Annotated in this window: 22 protein-coding genes; 18 read left to right on the top strand and 4 right to left on the bottom strand. The window is 49.3% G+C overall.

The features are described from left to right. Positions 1 to 137: 137 nt before the first annotated feature. A complete protein-coding gene (locus ACFFSY_RS33555; protein ID WP_377502717.1) occupies positions 138 to 278 on the top strand; it encodes a hypothetical protein in 141 nt (46 codons plus the stop codon). Positions 279 to 593: 315 nt separating this feature from the next. Here the strand turns inward: ACFFSY_RS33555 and ACFFSY_RS33550 are convergent, their stop codons facing one another. Then, the gene (locus ACFFSY_RS33550; RefSeq protein ID WP_377502716.1) at positions 594 to 797 is read right to left on the bottom strand and encodes a hypothetical protein; all 204 of its coding nucleotides are present in this window, start codon (positions 795 to 797) and stop codon (positions 594 to 596) included. Between the two features lie 237 nt (positions 798 to 1034). Further along, on the bottom strand, positions 1035 to 1976 hold the full coding sequence (locus ACFFSY_RS33545) for a ribose-phosphate diphosphokinase (RefSeq protein ID WP_377502714.1): 942 nt from the start codon (positions 1974 to 1976) through the stop codon (positions 1035 to 1037). 260 nt (positions 1977 to 2236) lie between these two features. On the opposite strand from ACFFSY_RS33545, the gene ACFFSY_RS33540 reads away from it, so the two are divergent. The 12 genes from ACFFSY_RS33540 to ACFFSY_RS33485 all read left to right on the top strand — a co-directional run bounded on the left by ACFFSY_RS33540 (position 2237) and on the right by ACFFSY_RS33485 (position 13791). Beyond that, complete coding sequence (locus ACFFSY_RS33540) at positions 2237 to 3187, top strand: ABC transporter permease (RefSeq protein ID WP_377502712.1); 951 nt, start codon at positions 2237 to 2239, stop codon at positions 3185 to 3187. Continuing rightward, complete coding sequence (locus ACFFSY_RS33535) at positions 3181 to 4077, top strand: carbohydrate ABC transporter permease (protein ID WP_377502710.1); 897 nt, start codon at positions 3181 to 3183, stop codon at positions 4075 to 4077. Before ACFFSY_RS33540 ends, ACFFSY_RS33535 begins: the two co-directional genes overlap by 7 nt. 103 nt (positions 4078 to 4180) lie before the next feature. Then, on the top strand, positions 4181 to 5794 hold the full coding sequence (locus ACFFSY_RS33530; protein WP_377502708.1) for an extracellular solute-binding protein: 1614 nt from the start codon (positions 4181 to 4183) through the stop codon (positions 5792 to 5794). A 118-nt stretch (positions 5795 to 5912) separates the two neighbouring features. After that, a complete protein-coding gene (locus ACFFSY_RS33525; RefSeq protein WP_377502706.1) occupies positions 5913 to 7349 on the top strand; it encodes a response regulator in 1437 nt (478 codons plus the stop codon). A 20-nt stretch (positions 7350 to 7369) separates the two neighbouring features. After that, entirely contained in the window at positions 7370 to 9166 is a 1797-nt protein-coding gene (locus tag ACFFSY_RS33520) for a cache domain-containing sensor histidine kinase (protein ID WP_377502704.1), read from the top strand. Positions 9167 to 9518: 352 nt separating this feature from the next. After that, complete coding sequence (locus ACFFSY_RS33515; RefSeq protein WP_377502702.1) at positions 9519 to 10445, top strand: YwqG family protein; 927 nt, start codon at positions 9519 to 9521, stop codon at positions 10443 to 10445. Between the two features lie 33 nt (positions 10446 to 10478). Next, entirely contained in the window at positions 10479 to 10955 is a 477-nt protein-coding gene (locus tag ACFFSY_RS33510) for a tyrosine-type recombinase/integrase (RefSeq protein WP_377502700.1), read from the top strand. Positions 10956 to 11034: 79 nt separating this feature from the next. After that, on the top strand, positions 11035 to 11412 hold the full coding sequence (locus tag ACFFSY_RS33505; RefSeq protein WP_377502698.1) for a DUF7674 family protein: 378 nt from the start codon (positions 11035 to 11037) through the stop codon (positions 11410 to 11412). A gap of 138 nt (positions 11413 to 11550) precedes the next feature. Next, entirely contained in the window at positions 11551 to 12033 is a 483-nt protein-coding gene (locus tag ACFFSY_RS33500) for a HEAT repeat domain-containing protein (RefSeq protein ID WP_377502696.1), read from the top strand. A gap of 181 nt (positions 12034 to 12214) precedes the next feature. Further along, a complete protein-coding gene (locus tag ACFFSY_RS33495) occupies positions 12215 to 12490 on the top strand; it encodes a hypothetical protein (RefSeq protein ID WP_377502695.1) in 276 nt (91 codons plus the stop codon). A gap of 227 nt (positions 12491 to 12717) precedes the next feature. Then, positions 12718 to 13284, top strand: coding sequence for a histidine phosphatase family protein (locus ACFFSY_RS33490; protein WP_377502693.1), 567 nt, complete (start codon positions 12718 to 12720; stop codon positions 13282 to 13284). An 87-nt stretch (positions 13285 to 13371) separates the two neighbouring features. Further along, positions 13372 to 13791 carry a hypothetical protein gene (locus ACFFSY_RS33485; protein WP_377502691.1) on the top strand — a complete coding sequence of 140 codons (420 nt, stop codon included), beginning with the start codon at positions 13372 to 13374 and terminating at the stop codon, positions 13789 to 13791. A 235-nt stretch (positions 13792 to 14026) separates the two neighbouring features. On the opposite strand, the gene ACFFSY_RS33480 is transcribed toward ACFFSY_RS33485, so the two are convergent. Beyond that, positions 14027 to 14329, bottom strand: a complete 303-nt coding sequence (locus tag ACFFSY_RS33480; RefSeq protein WP_377502690.1) for a Dabb family protein — start codon at positions 14327 to 14329, stop codon at positions 14027 to 14029. A 171-nt stretch (positions 14330 to 14500) separates the two neighbouring features. On the opposite strand from ACFFSY_RS33480, the gene ACFFSY_RS33475 reads away from it, so the two are divergent. The 3 genes from ACFFSY_RS33475 (at position 14501) to ACFFSY_RS33465 (ending at position 16988) form a co-directional block, all read left to right on the top strand. Continuing rightward, on the top strand, positions 14501 to 15373 hold the full coding sequence (locus ACFFSY_RS33475; protein ID WP_377502688.1) for a helix-turn-helix transcriptional regulator: 873 nt from the start codon (positions 14501 to 14503) through the stop codon (positions 15371 to 15373). 399 nt (positions 15374 to 15772) lie between these two features. After that, on the top strand, positions 15773 to 16240 hold the full coding sequence (locus ACFFSY_RS33470) for a CBO0543 family protein (protein WP_377502686.1): 468 nt from the start codon (positions 15773 to 15775) through the stop codon (positions 16238 to 16240). Between the two features lie 178 nt (positions 16241 to 16418). Continuing rightward, the gene (locus ACFFSY_RS33465; RefSeq protein WP_377502684.1) at positions 16419 to 16988 is read left to right on the top strand and encodes an SF0329 family protein; all 570 of its coding nucleotides are present in this window, start codon (positions 16419 to 16421) and stop codon (positions 16986 to 16988) included. 109 nt (positions 16989 to 17097) lie between these two features. Here the strand turns inward: ACFFSY_RS33465 and ACFFSY_RS33460 are convergent, their stop codons facing one another. Then, entirely contained in the window at positions 17098 to 17364 is a 267-nt protein-coding gene (locus tag ACFFSY_RS33460) for a hypothetical protein (protein ID WP_377502682.1), read from the bottom strand. A gap of 441 nt (positions 17365 to 17805) precedes the next feature. Between ACFFSY_RS33460 and ACFFSY_RS33455 the strand changes: the two genes are divergently transcribed. Together ACFFSY_RS33455 and ACFFSY_RS33450 are read left to right on the top strand one after the other, a co-directional pair. Next, the gene (locus tag ACFFSY_RS33455) at positions 17806 to 21942 is read left to right on the top strand and encodes a carbohydrate-binding protein (RefSeq protein WP_377502680.1); all 4137 of its coding nucleotides are present in this window, start codon (positions 17806 to 17808) and stop codon (positions 21940 to 21942) included. A 299-nt stretch (positions 21943 to 22241) separates the two neighbouring features. Next, positions 22242 to 23975 (top strand): sensor histidine kinase, encoded by a 1734-nt coding sequence (locus ACFFSY_RS33450; RefSeq protein ID WP_377502678.1) that lies wholly within the window; start codon positions 22242 to 22244, stop codon positions 23973 to 23975. Positions 23976 to 23979: the final 4 nt, after the last annotated feature.

Here is a 23979-nt window from a genome sequence, read left to right as displayed (position 1 = left end):
AAAGCGCCGTTTCTACAATTATCTTCGATTGTGATATTCATCACATCCCTGACGTCGAGGTAGGGCTACAATAGTTTTAGAAAGAGCTTAAGTGGGCGGCAATAATAAATTTCAACCTTGACTAAGGAGTGGGGGAAATGGAAGTTGTGTTCGTAATCATGGGATTCAACGCAGCGCTGATCGTTGTAATGGGTATTCTTGTAAAGGGCGCATTGGACATGGAACCGATCGATAAAACCTATCCGAGCGGTCAAACATTGAATGGAGGCGTGAAATAATGGATGCAATGGCCATATACCTTTACTTCTTCGGTATGCTTGCTTTGGTGCTTGTCGGATTGCTAGTTCCCGCCTACTATATAACGATTCCCAAAGACGATGACAACTAGGTGAATGAGTCGAAACGGAATGGGAAGATAACACCGGATATAAGCCGAATCCCGTCTCGTGGCGGAAGTCGGCTTAATTTGCGTCGCGATCTCCGAGTATAAAAAAACGCTACTGACACCGGTATGTCAGTAGCGTTTTATAGATTACGGCGATAGCCTCTTCAGAGGCAGCGGCGACCAGCCACACGGTCGCCTCCGTGCTCTGCTATAGAGTCTGCTTGGCTTTCTTCTCTTTCTTTTTCATTCTGGGAAGCACGAAGAGAGCCGATACCCCTCCCCATTCGTAGAATTCAACTAAACCGTAGGTCTCAGCAAAGCAATAGACGACTAAAAAAGGTAAGAGACCAATAGCAAGAATAGCAAACAGTAATCCAAAGGAAATGTTTCTCAGAATCTCGTCTGCTCTCATCAAACCAACTCCATATTTACATAGGATGTTGAAGACAAATCGCATAGCCAAAGCCAACGGCATCGTGTCATTAAATGTGAGCGGCAACAAGGGATCGGAAACCATGAACTTGTATCGTACTACGATATAAATATGAAAAGGAGCATGGATAAATGCCAAGTGCTAGAGCTGACCCCGCGGCAGCTCCATTTGATGCTGTCGCTGAGCCGACTCCGACGTGATGCCCGTTCCGGCGGGTTAACGGGGACTGTGCATGAGGGTGTCGATCGATCCGCCCTCGTAAATAATGCGAATCGCGTTCGCAAGGAGCTGCGAAGCGGAGAGGACGCGCAGCTTCGGATGCCGCTCCGGCGTCTGCTCGATCGTATTCGTGACGACGATCTCTTGGATATGCGCTTGATGCAATTTGTCCAACGCGCCGCCGGAGAACAGACCGTGTGCCACGCAGACGTACGCCTCGTTCGCGCCTTGCCGCTTCAAGGCCGCTACGGCTTCGAGTACCGTTCTACCGGTATCGATAATGTCCTCGATGATAATCGGCGTTCGGCCGCGTACATCCCCGATGACATGCGCTTCTTCCGGGGGCCTTGCCTTATGGCGTTCCTTCAGCATGATCGCGAACGGCGCGTCGAGGCTCTCCGCCAGCTTCTCCGCGATCTTGGCGCGCCCGGCGTCCGGGGAAACGACGACGGGGCTCGGAATGTTGGCTTCCATAAGATACTTGGTAAGGACATCGAGCGTAGTCAAGTGGTCGACGGGAATTTTGAAGAAGCCTTGAATCGCGTCCGCATGCAAATCCATCGTGATGACGCGGTTTGCGCCGACGGAGGTCAAGACGTCCGCCACCATCTTGGCGGAGATCGGATCGCGCGGCGCAACCTTCTGCAGTTGTCTCGCATAGCCAAAGTATGGGATGAGCACGTTGATGGTTTTCGCGGAAGCGCGTTTGGCCGCATCGATCATGACCAGCAGCTCGATCAACAGATCATTCACCGGGTGGGAGAGCGATTGGACGAGGAAGACGTCGCACGTGCGAAGCGGCTCCAAATATCGAACATAAATCTCGCCGCTCTTAAACCGCGAGAGTTGGACTTGTCCTTGCGCGACGCCGAGATTTTCGCAAATCGCGGCGGTCAAGGACGGGTTAGACGTACCTGCAAAGATTTTGATTTTCGACATGACATCCTCCAATTGCGTCAAGCGAATGCAGGGCTCTGTCAGAGAACATTACATTCGCTGCTGTTAGGTATAGTATACACGTAAACCAAGGCGCCAAGCGGTTTGTTCCGCCCCGCTCCTTGGTTTTTTTTCATATCCAAGCCGTTCCCGCTCTTTTAAGTTATTACCAATTTCATTTAAGGGAGTACATTTTCTAAATTCCGCAGGCAGATATAATGAGAACAAGATAGCTCCTTATTACGACCGGAGGGATGCGAGAAATGAAAGCGGTTTTAGACCCATCTCGAGAGTACGCCGCCATAAGGAAGAATAACAAATTTCTGCGCAATATCAAAAGAGACGCATGGTTATACGGTCTCTTGCTGCTGCCCTTTGCGTATATCCTCATCTTCCGGTATGCCCCCATCTACGGCGTCGTTATGGCCTTCCAGGACTACAACATTTTCGAAGGAATCAGGGGGAGCGAATGGGTAGGACTCGAGGTGTTTCAGTTTATTTTCCAGCAGGACAGCTTCTACCGGGCGCTCAAGAATACGCTGCTCCTGAATGTGCTGGACTTGGTCGCGGGATTCCCGGCGCCTATACTGCTGGCTATTCTGCTCAATGAAGTGAGACTGGCCCGATTCAAGAAGATCACCCAGACCGTGTTGTATCTGCCTCACTTCCTGTCCTGGGTCATTATTGGCGGCATGGTCTATCTGATGTTCTCTACCACCGGCATGGTCAACACATTCCTGTCGAGCCTCGGTTTCGAGAAACTCGAGTTTCTATCGCAGAAAATCCCTTGGTTGATCACTTATATCACCGTTGGCGTATGGCAAAATATCGGATGGGGCACGATCATCTATCTGGCGGCCATGACCGGAATCAATAAGGAATTGTATGAAGCCTCCGAAATGGATGGCTGCACCCGGCTGCGCAAAATGTGGCATATTACGCTGCCGGGCATTAAGGCCACGATCAATATTTTGCTCATTCTCCAAATTGGCCGGATGGTGTCGATCGGGTTCGATCGTCCCTTCGTAATGGGGAATTCCCTGGTCAGCGACTACTCCGATGTGATCAGTACGTTCGTCTACAGGGTTGGTATTAGCTCGGGGGACTTCTCCCAGGCAACGGCGGTAGGGCTGTTTCAATCTGTGGTTGGCCTTATCCTGCTGGTTGCGGCGAACTATATTGCGAAGAGATTGGGTGAGGATGGGATATGGTAAGCATGGCGAGCAATGCGGGCAAGAAGAGCAAAACGAGCGCAGCGGATATCGTGATCATGGCATGTATTGCGGCGTTGTCCTTCACCTGTATCGTTCCGTTCCTCTACATGATCGCGCTATCCTTCAGCTCGAACGAAGCGATTATTTCCCAGAGGGTGGGGCTGTGGCCGGTGGACTTCACCGTGGAAACGTACAAAACGATCTTGAGCGATGCGGAGATGCTGTACACGCTGGGGTACAGTATCGTGCTTACGATTGTATTCACCGTGGCGGCCATGTTCCTGACCATTTGCGCAGCGTACCCGTTAACGAAGAAGCGGCTGATGGGAAGAAACTTTATGTTGTCGGCGTTGGTCTTCACGATGTACTTCAGCGGCGGTCTCATTCCTTCCTATATGCTGGTGAAGAACCTCGGCATGATGAATACGATGTGGAGTTTGGTTCTGCCGGGCGCCATGAGCGTGTTCAACATGATCATCCTGAAGACGTTCTTCACCAATCTTCCGGAGAGTCTGGAGGAGTCGGCTGCCATTGACGGATGTTCGGATATGGGCATTCTCCTCAAGATCGTGCTTCCCCTCTCGCTGCCATCGATTGCCACCTTAAGTCTCTTCTATGCGGTGGACAGGTGGAACGGATTCCAAGATGCGCTGTTCTACATTACCGACAAAAATTTGTATCCGATGCAGATGAAGCTGTACCAGATCATATCGGCCAATCAGCAGTTGGATAGCCAACAAGGAGGCGAAGGAAGCGTCGGCGCCTACATTGTGCCGGAGTCGCTGAAAGCGGCCAGCGTGATGTTTACGACCATCCCGATCCTGTTGATCTATCCCAAGCTGCAAAAGTATTTCGTCGATGGCGTGATGACCGGAGCGATCAAAGGTTAATGGGGACCCCGATCCCGATCAGGATGAAAGGGGTGATCGCCGGGCTGTTGGAAGATGGATCTTACGATGCATGGGGTTTAAGCGGATGGATGATATCCTATACATGTTGAGAGGGTGGTTAAGCGTGAATACGGGCATGAAGAAGAAAGCGGCAATTCTGCTTAGTACCGTGCTTCTGGCAAGTGCTGCGGCAGGCTGTGGCAATAACGACAACACCGCTCCGGCGGCAACGAGCGGTACATCGCCAGCGCCTTCCGATCCTCCTGTAACGTTGACGGTGGAAGTGTTCGACAGGGGAATACAGGGACAGCCGGACTTGAACAACAACACGTGGACCAAATACGTCAATGAACATTTCGGCAAGCCCAATAACGCGATCGTCAAATTTGTCCCTGTCCCCCGTTCCCAGGAGGTCGACAAGCTGAACGTGTTGATGGCGGCCAACGAAGCTCCGGATATTTCCTTTACCTATGACGGCACCACCGTAACCCGCTTCGCCAAAAACAAAGGCCTCTATACGCTGGACGAATTGTTGGAGAAGCATGGCCAGCAATTGAAGGCTTACCTGGGCGACAAAGTGCTGTCTTACGGGACCTATGAGGGCAAACAAGTCTCCATCCCTGCCAAGCGGACGCTGCTTGCCTGGAGCGGCATGTTTATCCGCAAGGATTGGCTGGATAAGCTGGGCCTGCCTGTTCCGACGACCCAGGAGGAATTATATGAGGCGCTGGTTGCCTTCCGCGACAAGAATCCCGGAAATGTAAACGGTGTCATTCCGTGGGCGACCGCGGCATCCGGCATGAACTACGGCTTCGGCAACTTGTTCCCATCCTTCTGGGGCCCTATGTCCGAGGAGGAATTCGTGACCACCACCAGCTGGCTGAAGCCCGGCAACAAGGAGGCGTTCAAATGGCTGAACAAATTGTACGCCGAGAAGTTGATCAGCCCCGACTTTGCGCTAGACAAGACAGTCAAGCAAGCGGATGCCGATGTAACGAACGGTAAAGTAGGCTTCTACGCGGCCAACTGGGATTACCCGCTGCTGCAAAAAATTCGCGATCCGCTGAAGCAAAATGCGCCGGAGGCCAACTTTGTTCCGATCGATGCGTTCAAAAACTACGAAGGGAAATATTTGAAAGAGGTGTACAATGAGAACGGGCTGTTCTCCTTCATTCCGAAAAGCAGCAAAAATGCGGAATTGGCGATCAAGTATCTGAACTGGATGGCGGACCCGGAAGTGCTGTTCTTCCTGCAGTTCGGCGAAGAAGGCGTCAACCACAAGCTGGTGAACGGCATCCCGCAAGGGATTGCGCAGACCGGCGAAAATATGCAAATGAGCAATCTGAATTTGGATTATACGCTCATTGTGAACGGCGCAGAGCTGGGCGACACCGAGAAGAATGTCAGAACGTATGCGGCAGCGTTAGCAACTGGGGAAGAGCGCTATGAGAAACTAGCTATCGATGCCTACCGAATCAATACGACAGACGGCTATACCGGCTTCTATTATGGCGTCCCGAACGAAGCGAATATCAAGTACGGCAAAACGCTAGGCGATATGAACAAACAAATGACGGATCGACTTATCGTGGCTAAGCCGGCAGAATTCGACGCCTTGTACGACAAGCTGGTGAAAGAATATATGGACGCCGGCGGTAAGGCTGTCCAAGATGAGAATATCAAGAATTACAGAGAAATTATAGCCAACAAGAGATAATCCATCGCATACGGATAAGCCATCGATTGCGCTTCACCATGGTTTATCCGTATTTCTTTTGCTATTCCAAGGCAGCTTTGCTATATTCGGAGAAATCCATAGGTTCAGGAGGAACCCCATGTACAAGGTCATGATCGTAGATGATGAGTCGTGGGCGATTAAAGGAATCCGCAACGCCTTTGACTGGGATAAGCATGGTTTTGAAATCACAGGACAGTTTACAAGCGCTTACAAAGCATGGGATGCGATAAAAGAAACGAAGCCCGATTTGGTGTTTACGGATATCCGGATGCCGGACATATCCGGACTGGATCTGATGAAGCGGGCCAAAGAACAAGACCCCGACATTGAGTTCGTCATCGTTAGCGGATATGCGGAATTCGAATACGCGCAGGAAGCGCTGCGCCACGGGGCATTGAATTATTTCCTGAAGCCGCTTGATATCGATGCGGCGGATGAGTTCATGGCGAAGTTGGCCATGCACTTCTCCCAGCGAAGGACCGCGCGCAATCACCTCCTTCTGGATGCGCTGACCTGTTCGGATAAGAAGGAATTAAAGCGCTTTCTACCGCATTCCGACGATGCGGCGGTCTACTATTACCGGGTGCTTGCCATCCATTTCGAAGGGGAGCATAAGGATTTCGGGAAGCTGCTGTCATTGGAGGGAAAGCCTGTTTATGCAATGGAAGTCGAAGCTGGAGCCAGCAAAAGGCTGATTGTGCTGATGACCGAGCATAGCGCTTGTTTGGAAGGCCATTGGGATACGCTCGTCCAATCTGGCATCCATACCGTGGGCATCAGCAGCGTCGGGTGCCAGCTTAACCAGATGAGCAAGCTGATTAAAGAAGCAGATCTGTCCGCCTCGCAGGCTTTCCTAGATGCAACTGCAGGCGCCGTTCTCTACGAGCCCAAGCTCCATCTGGTGAAACCCTGTATTGACGAGATCTATCGCATCATTCAGGAGAATCAATTCGACGACATCGATGCGTATATGAATGGGCTGCAGGACTACTTCCGGGATCACCGTCTGGGCATGTGCGAGGTCGTCCATTTGTGGAATCAGGCAGTCGGGATCCTAACCAACGCCTATGCGATGGAATTGAAGGATATGGAGCTGGAATTTCTGAATTATGCCGAGATCAAGGACCGATTCGAACACTTTGAATCGCTGTGCAGCTTTTTGCGCGACGTCCTCGCCTCCATCAGGGAAGGGAACAGCCGCTCCATGCAGGAAGGGGACATCCTGTCTTGCTTTAACCGGATGATCGCCTACATCGACGGTCACTTTGATCAGAAATTGTATCTGAAGGATTTGTCCGCCCAATTCTTCATCAATCAGGTCTATTGTTGTCAATTGTTCAAGAAAAATTTGGGCAAAACCTTCTCCGAATATATATCGGAGCTCCGAATCAAAAAAGCCCGCAAGCTCCTGAAGCAAACGCAATTGTCGATTGAGGAAATTGCGATCAAGACCGGGTACGTGGAATATTACTATTTCAATAAAGTGTTCAAGAAGCATTGCGGGATGACGCCAGCCAAATTCAGAAAAAGTTGATCGAAACGGGGCGGCGGGCGATGCGGACAAGCAAACTGAAATTGAAACATCAGTTATGGCTGATCTTTCTGTTCTCTATTCTTCTATTCGCCGTCATGGAAGTTTATTTCTTCTATAGCTTCTCGAATTTAACCCAGAATAGGGCAGCCAATTTCAGCAACCAGATGATTGAGCAGACACGCCGCAAGATTGATTCCGTGTTTTATGATATCAGGGCCAGCACCAGTATTGCGGTCAACAGCAAGCTGATTCAGGAATTCGCCGTCGTGGCGGATGATTACAAAAGGGCGTTCGATAGCGGTAATTATGCACTGGATCTCATGGAATATATGAGATCCTTTAATTCGTATGTGGACGGCATTGTGATTAACGACATTCGGGGCATGAGTCTTACGTCTTCAAGCGCCGATGTTTTTTATCTCACTCGTTATAAAACCTTTATCCAAGCCTATAAGGATGATCCTTCGCTTCGGGAGAAGGGGATGTTCACCACCCTGTTCAAAGACGACAACACGGACACGCAACAGTTCTTCTATATAGAGCCGATCGTGGAATCCATCGGGGGCGTCTATTTCTCTCAAATTACGGGTTATTGTACCGTGATGGTGAATATGGACAGAATGCAGGGGCTGGTGGAGAATACGGAGCTGACGCCGAACTCGATCCTTTACATTCTCAATAGCCGGGATGAGGTCATTGCGTCCACGAATTCGAATGTCCGCGGCACCTTGATCCGGGATGTGCTGTCGATGGATAAGGCCACCTTGCAGAAAGGCGTCAAAACCACCATCGACGGGGAATCCGTTCTTGTCCAGGTCAAAGGGCTGGAGCAAGCGGACGGTTGGCGGGTGGTGAGCATGATTCCGGTGCAGGAACTGACAGCGGACATGAGCCCGATGCGCAAGGTCAGCCTGATCGTGATGTTCGGGATAATTGTCAGCTTGATCCTGATCGGCAGCTTCTTCATGAATAATCTGATGCGTCCGGTCATGGGACTCGTGATGGATATGAAGCGGGTGGGGAGACGAGACATGGGCTTCCGAATTAAAGTCCGGTCTACGAATGAAGTAGGCTCGCTGGCCCGCGATATCAACCGGATGATGGATGAGATGGAGGAGATGGCCAGGGATATGTTCAATACCCAGGCTAGATTATACGAATCCGAGCTGAGCCAGAGGCAGGCGGAGTTCTCGGCTCTGCAGAGCCAGATCAATCCCCACTTCCTCTATAATACGCTCAATTGTATCAGCAGCATCGGATTGGAATACGGAAGCAGAGAGATCGCGCAGATGACGTCATGCATGTCTAAGATTTTCCGTTACAGCATAAAGAAAGATGAGCTTGTACAGATCCGGGAAGAGCTGGATTGTATTCAGGCTTATATGAAAATCATCTCCATTCGGTATGAGAATAAATTCGCCGTGGGCATGGATGTCGATGAGCGGCTATTGGAGATGAGATCGCCCAAGATGATCCTCCAGCCGATCGTGGAGAATTCCGTCTACCACGGGCTGGAGCGGATGGACCAAGGGGGGCGGCTCCAAATAAGCGGGAGCATGGATGCGAATGGGGATGTATGCTTCCGCATTATGGATACGGGGAAGGGAATGGAACCGGAGGAACTGGCCGCCCTTCAGGCGAAGCTGGCCATGGCGTATCCGAAGCGTGCGCCAGACGGGCAATCGGAGAGCAGCATCGGACTGACCAACATCCATAACAGGCTCCGGCTGCTGTTCGGACAGGGGTATGGGATCCACATCGAAAGCCGATACGGCCATGGGACGACCGTGACGGTGAAGATTCCAGCATTGGACTAGCAAGAGGTACGCATACCGGGCGGCCTGACATTTGAAGGGAGAATGATCGTGCCTAGCAGCACGGGTCTATAATTAGGCCATTCGTTGCTTATTTCAGCGCGCTTATCTTCGCTATTGGGGACTCGCTCGAGGAAGCCGGGCTCGAGTTAAAGATATCTGGGAACGGTAGTCCTCCAGAGCATTCGGGAGCAGTTTGCCCATTACGGGAGCTGCTCCATTGTCGCTAAGTTATCGGGCAGGATAGTGGAATTAAGTTGCGAATAACTTAAGTTGTGGAGAATTTACGAAGTTCGTAAAAATGAAGTTAGGTGAAATTGCTGGGACAATAAAGACAAATTTAAGGAGCAACTAGTTGAAACGTATACAATTCTTTCTATTAATATTTTGTTTGATATTATCTGGATGTGGCAAAAGATACACAAATAATAATGGTAATGAAGAGGTGAGCTCAGTAATGGATGCAAAATCAGACATATTATCTATGTTTCGAGAAGCTGGACTAGAAGATTATTCAGAAACATTTCAAAGAATGATCAAGCCATCTATCCGCTTAATAACAGAAAGAGAGTCGGAGAAAAAGTCAAAAGTTGGTCAAACAAAATTAGGGGGCCAACCTGATTTGCCGCCAAATATTGAATGGCCTTATTGGAAACAGTACCCTATGTCATTTATTGCGCAAATCAATTTGCAAGAAATGCCTATCATTCAGACAGATAATGACATCTACCCAACTCGAGGCATTATTTATTTTTTTTATACAGCAAATCCTGAAGCGGCGTATGAAGAAGGCGATTATGACAATAATCCTGAGACCTCTAAAGTTTTATTTTACGACGGAGAAATCAAGAACTTAGTAAGAACTCGACCACCTAAAGAACTATCGAATGAATTGCAGTTTTTTAGTGCGAGAGTTGCACCAAGACTTGAATGGACTGTTCCTGATTCGGAATCTTTCGAAGTAAATGAAGTGCTTGGCTTATCTTGGGGTGATGAAGATAACGAAAAGTACTGGAAAGTATTCCAAGAAAATTTCTCAAATAAATATAAAGAAGGACATACTTCAGAATTCCATGTAGGGATGAATAGACTATTTGGGCATCATGATCCTGTGCAGGGTGAACATATGGGCGAAGGGTGGAGGCTTCTTCTTCAAATAGATTCGGAAGACAGTACTAATATGGATTGGGATGATACTGGAAGGGTTTATTTTTGGGTTAAAGATATTGACTTAAAGAAATTACGATTTGATGGTGTAACCACTATACGTGAAGGCTCCTAGAAATCTTGAAAGGAATATAAAGTAGATTCAAAGATGCCAGCAACATCACCTAACACCATCCTGCTGGAGTTTCTCTACAGCACCGGCTGCCGGGTTGGAGAGTTGGAGAAGATCAACATCGAGGATCTGAACTGGGAGAACTGCTCAGCAATCGTTAACGGCAAGGGATCGAAGCAAAGAGAAGTTTACTTTACGACAGAGTGCAAAGTATGGTTAAAGAAGTACCTGGCCAGCCGTGAGGACTCCTGCAAAGCCTTATTTATTACTGATACGCATCCAAGAAAACGAATGGCCATACCTACGATTAGATGGGCCTTAAAACGGCTTGCAAATCGGGGAGAAATTGAAGCGAACGAATACCCGCATCGCTTTCGACATACTTATGCATGCCAGCTCCTTGATAACGGTGCCCCCTTAGATTTTATCCAAGGTATGCTCGGTCATGAGAAGGCATCGACCACACACATTTACGCACAACTCCGCGGCGAACGTCGGAGAGAGCTTTATTAATTCATGGCGGCGGATTCCATTTAGAATTCCGCCGCCGTTCAACTAAAGGGCAGATTTGTTTGAAAAGGAGAATGTGAATTTGGCAAACGAATTGGTGTACACCACTGTTATAGAAGAACTCTTAAATACAATCCCTGAACTAAAACCACTCTACGCTGAAAATACGCATTTGTGGTTCGACGACTATCTGCCATATGTGGTCTTTGGTTTTGTTGTTGTTCCAACAATGGAAGAACTACTTAAATATGATTGGCAAAGCCCAGTGTTAAAACGGATTTTTGACTTTATAGAGATAATGATGAAAAGTAAGCACAATGATGTTCAAACACTCGCCGCGATAGAAATTGCAGAGTGGTTAGCTTATGAAGAGAATCCTGTCATTCGGACAAATGCGATAAAGTTGATGGGACGTAAAACCCTAAAAGAAATGAAAGGAAGAATCGGATCTTTGGACTAACGGAGAACGTTAGTTGAATAAAGCGAGGGGGCTGGTCGTCGCGGCGCTGCCCCCATTTTCATTGAAGTAACGGGCAGGATAGTTCCAATGAATGGTAGAATTATTATGGTAATTAAATCTAAGGTGTGAGGAAATGAAATGGATCTTATGCATTTAGAACAGGCTCTAGTGAGCGGTAGTCAAGACGAAGCATCTGCAGCGATTTCTGAGGTAAGCCGATGCAATAATAAAGAAGTTGCCTTAATCCTAATATACCATCTAAAAAATACGGAAAACAAAATACTTAGAAATGAAATAGCTTTGGCCTTAAGCGATATTAGAGATCCGGCAGCAGTGGAACCTATTATCGATCTACTCAAGAACCCAAAGACTTTAGGTAGCAGGGGCTCCTTGCTGTATGCCTTGAGACCATTTGACTATTCATCCCATCTAGAGTTATTAATCGATTTTGTGATTAACGGAAATTTTGAAGTTCGTCATGAGGCCAACTATTTGCTGCAGCAATTGGATATTCGAATCCCAGAAAATCTGATAAATAAAATCAAAAAGTCCATTGATGATTATGAAGATAGAATCGATTTGCTTTTAGAAACACTTAGCCAATTTGAGAATGAAAAATAACTTTATCCTTGAACAAACGGGAAACGATAGTTCAACCAAAACAGGGAGCAGATCGCCGCGGCGCTGCTCCCTGTTCATTAAGCTAAAGGGCAAATTACGCTAATGATCTCATGCCATTTAGAGGAGGTTAATAGCATCTGTGCGAATAATACTAACAAAATCTTTTTGAAATGAGTGGTTAATGGTGGAGGCAAGCAGAAGGAAAGCTTACTTAGCCCTTAATTATCAAGCATTGCTGGATATCAAAAACAGTGGTGAGTTCAGCGCTAATAACTACAATCAAGTATTTCGAATTGCACATGCTTTTCATAATTTAGGCTTCTTCATTATGGAGGATTTTGTTGGCTTTAATGAAGATGACTTCTGGAGTAGAGTTAATGGTCTTGAAAGAGACTTTGGATTAATTCATTACAAAGAGCTATTTGCAAAAGTAAGTTCTGGTGAGTTGTTAAGCTAACTGGAGACGTTAGCTCAATCATGACATGCGGCGGCCGGCCACTCGATCGGTCGCCGTTCGTCGTTGAATTAAAGGGCAGTTTACCGCAAAATACCGTTGTCTTCAGCGTATTAGGTTATAATTGGAAATTGAATGATAAGGAGGACGGCGATAACAGACTACCTTATCATTATGAAAAAATGTATAGACGCTTACCTGTAAAAAGAAAGCGTCTAAAGGAGGTCTGTATGAAGACAATCATCTATATGGTTAGGCATGGAGAATCACCCTACAATGAAGGAAATGAAAGAACAAGAGGGCTTACCCCAAAAGGAAAGAGCGATATCGAAAAAGTAACAAAGTTACTTATAGGCGAAGGAATAGACATGATTATATCAAGCCCTTATACTCGAGCAATTCTTAGTGTTGAGGGGTTGGCCGAGCACTTTAAGTTAGATATTAAAGTATTTGAAGATCTTAGAGAACGTCATTTTGCATCTGATATTATTGAGAATGCAGCGTTAATGTCTAGTATCAGAGAGAGTTTTAATGACCCTAATTATACCTTGCCGGGTGGAGAGTCTAACGCTGCTTGTCAGCAACGAGCAATCTCAGTTCTAAAACCCGTATTAAAAGAGCACAGAGGGAAGAAAATCGCAATCGGGACTCATGGTCTTGTCATGACGTTGATGATGAATCATTTTGATCCAGCTTTTGGCTTGGAGTTCTTGAATCAATTAAAGAAACCAGATATCTATAAAATGCAATTCGAGGACTTGGAATTAGAAGAAGTAACAAGAATATGGAATGATTAGATGACCGCGATAATCTCTCAATCTCGCTATTTTGGCTAGAGTTGCGCTTGCTGCGCATGGTATGCGTCATCGGAAAGGAGCGGGATCGTGCGCCTTCGCTTAAAAGAAACGGATGCCGGTTGGATTTTCCTAATTTCTTATTTTACGGGCATCTTGTTGACCGCCTATATGACCATGAACGGCGGCCATCATCACGATAACCCGGGATTGTTCCTGCACTATGTGGCTGTAGGCCAGATCGCTTTGAATGCATTACCGGCTGTTCTATGGATGCTGCAAGGGCTGACAGAAGAGCAGGGGCCAACGTTTTATGCGGTACTGCTAACTGGTGCAGCTTCGGTTGCCGCTTTCTTCGCATGTCGATGGTTACTGGGGAGAATGAACCCAATGGAAGGGCCGGGGCATGGACAGCCTGAGGCAGGTTCGCCCCTGCGTGCTCGATTGGCCTGGTTGTTACCTATCGTTATAGCTGTTGTTATCTTTGTTGTGAAGTATGCAATATCGTAAGACGGCGAGTGCCAGACCAAAAGCATAATTGCAAACCGCAAAGTAGCAACCCAAACGAAGACAAACACACGCCCAAGGGATAACACAAATACATAGTAAGCGTCAATAGCCCGCACCTAACCATCAGGGTGCGGGCTTTGCTATGCTCGAAACACGCGGCAGGTCAGCGGAATCTACGGTGACCACGGCATGAGATCGTCCAGCGTCTGCGAATCCTTCGCGTCTTCAGATGCGCTCAAGAAAACGGGTAGTCCACGACAGCGATCCCTTCCACAAAGGGGCCGACTCTCTGCAATAGGCTCTGATGCAGCGGATGCTGGATATAATCCCGGCAAGCCTGCCGGTCCGCAAAGGATACCCGAATGCCTAACGTATAGCCTTGCGTATGCTCCACTTCTTCTGTAATGTTAATCCCGACGCTAAGGTCTACAATGCCCGGGATCTTGTTCTTGAAGGCTTGGACTTGCTTCACTGCTTCTTCTTGTTCGTCAATCGGAACATTAGGCTTAAGTTTCAATAATACGATATGTTCATACATCTTTAGGTCCTCCTTGGTTTCTGCTGAGAATGTTCATTCATGGGTTGCAGTTGCGTTCATCCCGAAGGATGACTTAAGCTAGTGTATATGGACTCGACAAAGCTAGGAAGAGATCTGGTTATCGTAGGATTGGGAATCCTACTTTGATCGTTAGATAGGAGGGATGCGATCATGTCGGTCAAGTTGGACCGTTATGAGGAATTAGCCCGTTTTTTGCGCACGCGTCGGGAACGGCTAACCCCTAAACAAGTAGGATTGCCGGAATCCGGACGCAGACGCACGCCCGGACTTCGCCGCGGCGAGGTTGCCCTGCTCGCGGACGTAGGATTGGATTGGTATACCTATTTGGAACAAGGCCGTCCTATCAACGTATCCGCCGAGGTCCTTGAGCGAATAGCCACTGTGCTTAGACTTGATGAATCGGAACGCAAGCACCTTTTTCTTCTTGCACGCAAACAACTCCCCTTAACAGAAACGAGGGGATCTGCTAAGGGGAGCCAGGCGCTTCAAAGTTTTTTGGATAGCCAACCTACTTCTCCGGCGAATGTCATGGATGCACGCATGAACATCATCGCCTGGAATACGGCCTACTGCGCATTGAACGGGGATCTCGCCGCCATGTCGGACAAGGAGCGAAATTTGGTTTGGATGACGTTCACCTCTCCCCGATTTCGCTATATCAAGGGAGATCAATGGGAGATGCACGCGCGTCGGATTGCCGCTCATTTCCATTCGGGGTATGCGCGTCACGTTGACGACCCTTGGTGGTCTGAACAGTTCGAGGCGCTCTGTCAGACTAGCCCGGAATTTCAGGAATTTTGGAAGTCGCATGAGGTTCTCGACGCCATTGATGCCCCAAAGGCGCTTCGTTGTCCGAATCTCGGGACCTTAAATTTCGATCATGTTTCGTTTCAATATTTGGAGGACCCAAGCTTGACGGTCTCCATCCACGTTCCCCATCGGGACGGCACGGTGGAAAAAATGCAGCAGCTGTTAAGCGATTATCAACGCCAACATTCGGGAGAATTTGCGGCTTCAACTTGATGTAGGCGTGTTGATGAGATCTCCACGCTCTCCCACCTGGGGTTGGCTTTTAACGCTCGGAGGGGGTTGCGGGTGTAAATAAACCGATTTCCATCTAAGGATGGAAGTCGGTTTTGTTTTATTCCGAAGCGTGCGGGTCTGCGGGCAGAGGGGCTTTATTACTCGCGAATAAATACGGGTTCCGGATGGAAATATATGCTTAACTATTTAGCGGTGATCCGCTGCGTTCCCTGGCTCCGAGCATTTACTTATCGAAGGTCAGTCCATAGATCATGAATCGGCGTAGCTAAGGCAATGGGGGGAGCGATTTGGATAAAGAGAAAATTATTGCATTAATTGATGAGAACTACGCTGATGCCGAGAAGGTGATCGGGGAGAAGATACGAATCTGGAGAGAATATGTTTTATTTTCCGGCCTATGGTGGTTTGGCGTCATTCTTTCCATTCTCCCTTGGGTTTTATGGCTATTGTTCAGGAAGAGAGAAAGCAGCGACAGGGCTCTTATACATTGCTTTTTCCATCATGACGATTTCGCTGACCTTCGACGTCCTAGGCGATCAATGGGGGTTATGGCATTACAGATTTAACGTATTGCCAATCCTGCCCACGTATCTCCCCTGGGATCTAACCTTGATGCCGGTAGCGGTTATTTTCTTGCTGCAGATCAAGCCGGAAGCTCACCCCTTTCCCAAAGCGCTTATGTTTGCATTAGGCACAGCCTATATTGCAGAGCCTTTGATTCACTGGCTTGGAATTTACACCACCCCACACTGGAGGCATACCTATTCGGTTCCGATACAAATTTGTATCTATCTGTTTGCCCATTACTTAAGCAAACGAAATCGCTATCAGGCTTTAAACGATTAGTCCGGAATCTACACTATCATAATAGCGGCCGTCTAAGACGTTTTGTCTTGGTCGGCCGCTATTTGTTTTATGTGCTTGTTCGCAAAATCAAGTTAGGATTGAGGTGTTGGTTATTGTATGATGGTTAATAGCGTGACGCTATAATAAGAGCTCGAAGTAGTGAATATAGGAGGATGGCATGTCCTGGAGCAAATTGAAGCAGCAACTGGAGAGTTTTCTTTGTCCTGCGTTAGTGGGGAAGTTCGAATACCGGGCAACCAGCTACCGATATTTACCCGACAAAGCAGGACTATGTTATATTGCCGTAGATAAAAAGAACGTCATGAATATGAATGATCCAACGACATCAATCAGATGGTATCAGACGGAGCAGGAAATTAAGAATGACCCGCATATCCAAATTCCGATCAGCAAGGAAGACATTGAGTCGGTCAGAAGTGATACCAAGGGACTAGTTCCGGAGGAACGTCTCCAAGTCATTGCAAGAGGTAGAATAATAGCAGTACTTGCAAAGGAGCTTTTGTCCGCACAGTCTGCATTAAGTAAATCCAACTTTATGGCGGTCGCTACTCAATTTTTGTCCCGTCCGATTGAGGAGAGCTTAGAGAGCAAGGATATCTTGCTAAATATTCTGGCCTTGGTTGACCGACGCGTTGGACGAAAACGAATGGTAAACATGAGCGAGAAGATTAAGTTAAAGCATCCGGTCGTTCAGTATTTCTATGAACTGCGGCTTAGTACGTTGTGAACATCGTTCGTATAAAAGCATAAGAAAGCCAGCCCTCTGCAAGACATGTTCATGACTTGAGAGGGCTGCCTTTTTATCGTTGAATATTTAAAGCGGAAGCTGCAATTGCTTATTGCTTGTATACCGTTCCTGCGAATTTACAGTAATACATCGCACCAGGAACATAAGGGCCGTTATATTGCCAGCCGCCGCCGTCGTACAGATACACAACGCCGCTATAACCTTCCGCATCCGAATAATAAGTGCTTGGCCCGCATTGATTTCTCCAAATCCCAAAATCCACATGCTTCGATTCTTGGGCGAACGCAGATACGGGAAGGCTCAACGCGAGTGCCAGCGCGCCTGATGCAAGGATGGATTTTTTGAACATTTTCATAATTACACCTCCTAAATTGTTGTAACTAGATATTACTATAAATATCCAAAAATGAAATAGCCGACCGCAAAGAGGTTGAAAAATTGATATAAAAACAAAAAAATTGGTATCAAACGATAAACTAGACTACTTTTGCGCGTTACGGGCTATAGGGCCTGTGGTGCCCATTGCTGTTTACGGCGAGGCGTCTTGAAGGTGTTATTTATTACAATAATTTTGTTTTAAAAACTAAAAATGCAAAAATATCATTGAATCATTCAGAATTTTTGAAACAAATCGTTGACTTTGCCTAAGAAACGCCGATATACTCTCGATATATTAGATGAATGGAATGAATTGAGGTGATGAGGCAGCAGTGTCCGGACAATGTGTCAGGAGAAGAGCAGCACGATCAGACACAAATGTAAGCGCTTCAAAAAATCCGATGAGGTGATCAGTTTGATGTTGAAACGAAGTATGGCGGCCATGCTGTGCGCGCTGCTCTTAATTGCCCCTCAGGCGGCATTGGCTTATAAGAATCCGACAACGCTGCCGGACGAATGGGGGCAATATGGACTTGGCGACCCGTACGTGCTGAAGTTTAACGGAACGTATTACTTGTATGTAAGCACGAGAGATACCGATATCGGGGTCAAAGTGTGGAGCTCGCCGGACCTTGTCAACTGGAGCTATGGCGGATTGGCCGCAACCGATCCGGTGACGAAGGCGGCCTACGCGCCTGAAGTCGTGTATTGGAACGGCTATTTCTACATGTATACCTCTCCTGCCGGCAATGGTCATTACGTGCTGCGCAGCGAGAGCCCGACCGGTCCGTTCACGGTGCAGACGGGCAATCTCGGCCATTCGATCGATGGCAACGTCTTCATCGACGATGATGGCAAGTGGTATTTCTATCATGCGAACAGCGCGGGCATACTCGCCGCTCCGATGCCTACGCCGACGACGATCGGCGCAAGCGTCAACACAGGCGCCAACATGAAAGGTTGGACGGAAGGCTCTACGCTGTTCAAGCGCGATGGCAAATACTATATGACGTATACCGGCAACCATGTATTCAGCAAAGGCTATCGGGTCGACTACGCGGTCAGCAATAATCCGATCACGGGATTCGTCCGCGATACGGATAACCCGATTCTGATCAGCACGGAAGGTCCGACCGTCGGTCTTGGCCATAATACGGTCGTCGTTGGCCCGAATCTGGATGCCCGCTATATCATCTACCACAATCTCGAGGGACCAGGCATTGTCGGACCTCTTCGCCATATGGGGATGGATCGGATTGTGTTCAACGGGGATAAAATGTCGGTGCTCGGACCGACGGCAACCGAGCAGCCGAATCCGGAGATGCCGGCTTTCGAGGACCGGTTCAATCGCGCGGATCTCGGTCAGGCGTGGACGAATGCGGACGGCGGCGGCTGGACCGTAGATTCCGGCCTGCTGCGGCAGCAAACCGCCGGTACGAGCAGACTGGTGACTACGGCGACGGCCGCAAGCAGCTATACGGCAGAATTCAACCTGCAGCTGGCAGAGTCCGGCGATACCGGCAGCTCGCAGCTCGGGGCCGTGTTCTCCTACAAGGGTGAGAATAACTATGGCACGGCGCTGTTGGATCCGGCGAGCAATTCGCTCAAGACGCAGTTCCGTGTGAACGGCGCCGATCTAGGATGGGAGTCGAGCTCGCTGCCGGATGGGTACGATTATACGAAGCTGCACAATATCCGGGTTGAGAAAGCAGGCGATACATTCAAGATTTACGTCGACGGCATGCTGAAGCAGACGCGCAGCGTAATGCTTGGCGGCGGCAGCATCGGTTACGTCACGGAGAACGCGAAGGCGAATTTTGGCTATGCCGCATTCAGCAACGATGTGAACGGCAGCAGCGATTTCGATGCTGTGAGACCGGTTCCTGGGCAAGTTGCGGCCGTTCATTATCTGTCAGGCGGCGAAGGGGTCGGGTATCACGACCAGACGCCGGGTACGATCGGCGATTATCGCGGAGACGGCGTGGATACGGGCACGGCAGACGACGGCACTTCGCATATTACCGCTTTCGAGAAAGACGAATGGCTGCAATTCCGGCTGAACGTCGCGGAATCAGGCAAGTACGATATCGATCTTTCTTATGCGGATGCAGCACAGGGCAGCAAAGTACAGCTTATGCTGGATGGCGGACAGCCGCTAGGCGAGGTTGAGCTGGCAGGAGGCATTGAAGCTGCTGATGCCGGATGGCAAACCGCTCAGCTGAGCGGGGTAGAGCTGCCGGCAGGCGTGCATACCTTGAAGGTCGCCGCCGTAGCGGGCACGACTTCGCTGGATAAGCTGACGTTCCACAAGCACGCGGACGTTCCGGTTCTCTATGATAACTTCGATGATGGACGGGATGACGGCTGGCAGCGGTATGAAGGTTTCTGGAGCGTGAAGAGCGACTTGGCTGCGGAGGAGCAGCCTTACGACGCTTATCATCCGATCCCGGGCGCGATTGGTACGGTCCACTATATCTCCGGCGGCGAAGGTGTCGGTTATCATGAGAATACGCTCGACAACATCGGCGGCCAGTACCGGGGGGATTCGGTCGACATTCGCTCCCATACATTCGGCGGTTACAACGTCGGCTGGAACCAGACGGGCGAATGGCTGAAGTTTAACGTTGACGTAGCGGAAGCCGGAGCCTATAACGCGGAATTCAAAGTGGCTACGACGCAAGATGGCGGTCAGATCCGGCTGTGGCTCGACGATACGACGGATCTGACCGGCATCGTGGACATTCCGAAGACCGGGGACTGGAACATCTGGAATGTGGTGCGCAAATCCGGTGTTGTACTTCCGGCAGGCAAGCATACGCTGAAAGCCGAGACGGTTCGCGGAGAATTCGACTTCGCGGGGATAGCGCTGACGAGGATGGATCAGCCGATACCCGTACCCGGCGTCATTGAAGCCGAGCATTACAAGCCTGGCGGCGAAGGCGTAGGCTACCATGATTTGACGCCTGCGAACATTGGGGGCAAATACCGCAGCGATAAGGTCGACATTCGCTCCGCACCATCCGGCGATCAGATCGTAGGCTGGAATCAAACCGGCGAATGGCTGAAGTACAAGATCAACGTCGCGGAAGAGGGGCTGTATGATCTCGACTTGTGGGCAGCTACGACGTTCACGGATGCGCAAGTTCGGCTATGGCTGGATGACACGACGGATTTGACGGGCGCGCTTGACGTCCCTGCTTCCGGCGACTGGAATAAGTGGAAGTCGGCGAAGAAATCCGGCATCCTGCTTCCGGCCGGCGATCATGAGCTGAAGGTCGAAATCGTCAAAGGCGAATTCGACATGACGAGACTGTCGCTCACCCAATTCGATAAGCCGCACGCGCTGCCCGGATTTATCCAGGCCGCCGACTATAAGGCAGGCGGCGAGGGTACGGGCTACCATGATCTGACTCCCGCCAACATCGGTAATGACTACCGGAATGATGCGGTCGACATCCGTCGGAATGCGGGCGGCAGCTACAATGTGGGATGGAATCAAACCGGCGAATGGCTGGCCTACAACGTAGATGTTGCCAAGGCCGGCGTGTACAACGTCGATTTCGTGACCGCCACATCGATGGACGGCGCGAAGGTCCGGCTGTGGCTCGACGATGCAACCGATCTAACCGGCGAAGTCGATATTCCGAATTCCATCACCTGGGAGGACTGGGCGACGACAACGAAGCAAGGCATCTCGCTCCCGGCAGGCGCACATACCTTGAAGGTCGAGATCGTGAAAGGCGAGTTCGACTTCCAAGGCATACGGATTCATCAGAATCCGGTCGAACCGAAGGTTGCTCATACCGGCGAATATCAGGCAGCGGTCGGCAGCTTCGCGAAGACGACGATCGGGGATGCCAATTGGTCGGATTACAGCGTAGAGTCCGATATCAAGCTGATTAGCGATTCCGGCGACGGAGGCATTCTGCTGCGGGCGAGCAACCCGGCTCACGGTAAGGAGCGGAGTCAGAACAATGCGGACTTCGTGCAAGGCTATGTCGCCTACCTGAACAAACAGGGCGTTCATCTGGGTAAGCTGAATTACGGCTGGACTTATCTAACAGGGGCGCCGCTCGAGGTGAAGACGGGCGAATGGAAGCATGTGAAGGTCGTCGCGCAGGGGGCCCGCATCCAAGTGTACGTCGATGATATGAGCAAGCCGGTTATCGACTATACGGATCGCAGCGGCCATCCATTCACGCACGGCAAGGTCGGCATGCGGACATTCACGAATGCAACGAGCTACGACAATTTCATGGTACTCTCTGCCCCCATTAACGCTGCTGCCATCGGTCAGCTGCTGGATTGGTTCGGGTCTGCCGGACAGGTAGACGAGAAGACCCTGAAGCAGCTGGATAAGGAGCTTGAGCATGCATCCGATGCGGTTGGCAAGAAGAAGCCGGACTGGAAGCAGGGGATCAAGCATCTGGATAATTTGCTGAAGCAGCTGAATAAAGAGAAGAAGCAGCAAGAGGTGTCCGATCAAGCCAAGACCACGCTCAACCGGAGCGTTAACGCACTCATTGAGGCGTGGAGCGCCAATCTGGGCAAGTAGCCGATAACGCCAAGCCAAGCAGCAGATAACGAATAAGTAACGTCCCTGTACCGAAGGAGCTTCGGTGCGGGGACGTTTTGCTTTGTTGTGCAGGCAAGTGAGGGCGCATCCTTATGGTATCATCGACCGCGACGTAGGCGAGTAAGTTAAACAGCCTTAGTTCGGCAATAACCAGACTAAGACTGTTTAGTTTTTGTTCATAAAGAGCATACGCCGCAGGATAAGATGGCGCTTCCAATTCACTGAAATGGTATTATACTGTACTTTACAGTGGGTGAATTTGGAAGGAGAAGCCGGGCATGCGCAAGCGGTATGGGAACCTGTTCAGGACATTGCGGTTTAAATTGATCTTTGGTTTCTTCGTTATAGTCATTCCCGTAATCGCATTCATGATTTACAACAACCTCTATGCCATACAGGTCGTCCGCAATCAGGTCGCGCAATCCAACAAAAACTTGATCAGCCTGTACATGGGCCAGATCGATCGGAACTTGGAAGAGGTGGACAAATATTTATACAGCATCGCCTCGCTCGAGACCGGACTGCTCGTCCTGGAAATGCCAAGAGACCAAAACCCCGACCGCTACTCCTTCGAGCGTATTCAATTGTATAACAAGATGAGGGGGGATCTGCCAAGTTATCAATTGATGGACATGTTTTTTATCTACTCTCCGGCAAATGAAGATCTCATGGTCGTCGCCAATAACCGGATTGAATTCGGGAACTTGCAAGAGATTCAGAACAATCTGATGCACGTTTTCCAAGATCGTTATCCGCAGGAGGTCACTTTCAAGGAATGGTTCGTGCGAAAGATCGAGGGCGATTATAATTTAACCCGCGTGATCAAGTATGGAAACGTATATATCGGCGCATGGGGCAATGCCAAGGATTTGCTGGTGCCGCTGAACCTGCTCCAATTGGGCGATAACGGCAAAGCGTTCTTGGCAACGGCGGCGCTCGAACCGATGGCGGACCAAGCTTTCGTTCATGCGAATCACATCGATTTGGACTATACCGATGCGGACTACAAGTTGACCGGAACGGATAAGAAGTTCATGGTCGTCGGGGAGAAGTCGGCAAGAGGACGCTTCAGCCTGATCGCAGCCATACCGGACAGCACCATTCTGGAGAAATTGCCGTTCCTCCGCAGAATCGTATCGTTCATCTCCATCGGCGCGCTTGTTCTGCTGCCATTCATCCTGTATTTGCTTCGCAGAAATATCCTCATTCCGGTTAATCGCATCATCATGGCGATGAGAAGAGCGGAAGACGGCAATTTTGACATTCGCGTCGCGCATCGTCCTTATGCCTTTGAATTCAATGTCATGGTAGAGACATTCAACCGGATGATTTCGCAGATTCAGGAATTGAAGATTAATGTGATGGAAGAGCAGCTCAACAACCAGAAAGCCGAGCTGAAGCATTTACAGCTGCAAATCAACCCCCACTTTTTTTTGAACGCCTTAAATATTATTTATAATTTGGCACAGGTGAAGGATTACGCGTTGATCCAGGAAATGACGCATTGTCTGGTCGAATATTTCCGCTTCATGTTCCGCAGTAATCTGACCTTCGTGGCACTCCGGGATGAGATTCAGCACACGCTCAATTATTTGCGCATTCAAGAGATGCGGTTTCCCGACAAATTGACGTTCGATTTTGCGTCTGCGGACCATCTGCTGGATGGGCGGGTCCCCCCTCTAGTCATTCAGACATTCGTCGAAAATACAATCAAACATGCGGTTAGCATGGACCGCAGCGTACATATCCACATCGCGGTTGCAGACGGCGGCGGCGATATGGCGCATATCCGGATCCGGGACACGGGAAGAGGTTTTCCAGAGGAAGTTCTAGCGCGTCTGCAGAAGGGGAAAATGTTGGGAAGCCAGGAAGGCGACCATATCGGGATATGGAATGTGCAGCGAAGATTGAGGCTCCTTTATCAGGATAAAGCGCAAATCGCATTCTCGAATGACGACAATCAAGGCGCCATTGTAGAGGTTCGATTACCGATTAATCGAGAGGCCAACTGAGGGA

The organism is Paenibacillus aurantiacus (genome assembly GCF_042431225.1).
Classification (GTDB): Bacteria; Bacillota; Bacilli; order Paenibacillales; family Paenibacillaceae; genus Paenibacillus_Z; species Paenibacillus_Z aurantiacus.
Note: the sequence above shows the minus strand (reverse complement) of the source record. Positions and strands in the feature narration are given on the sequence as shown.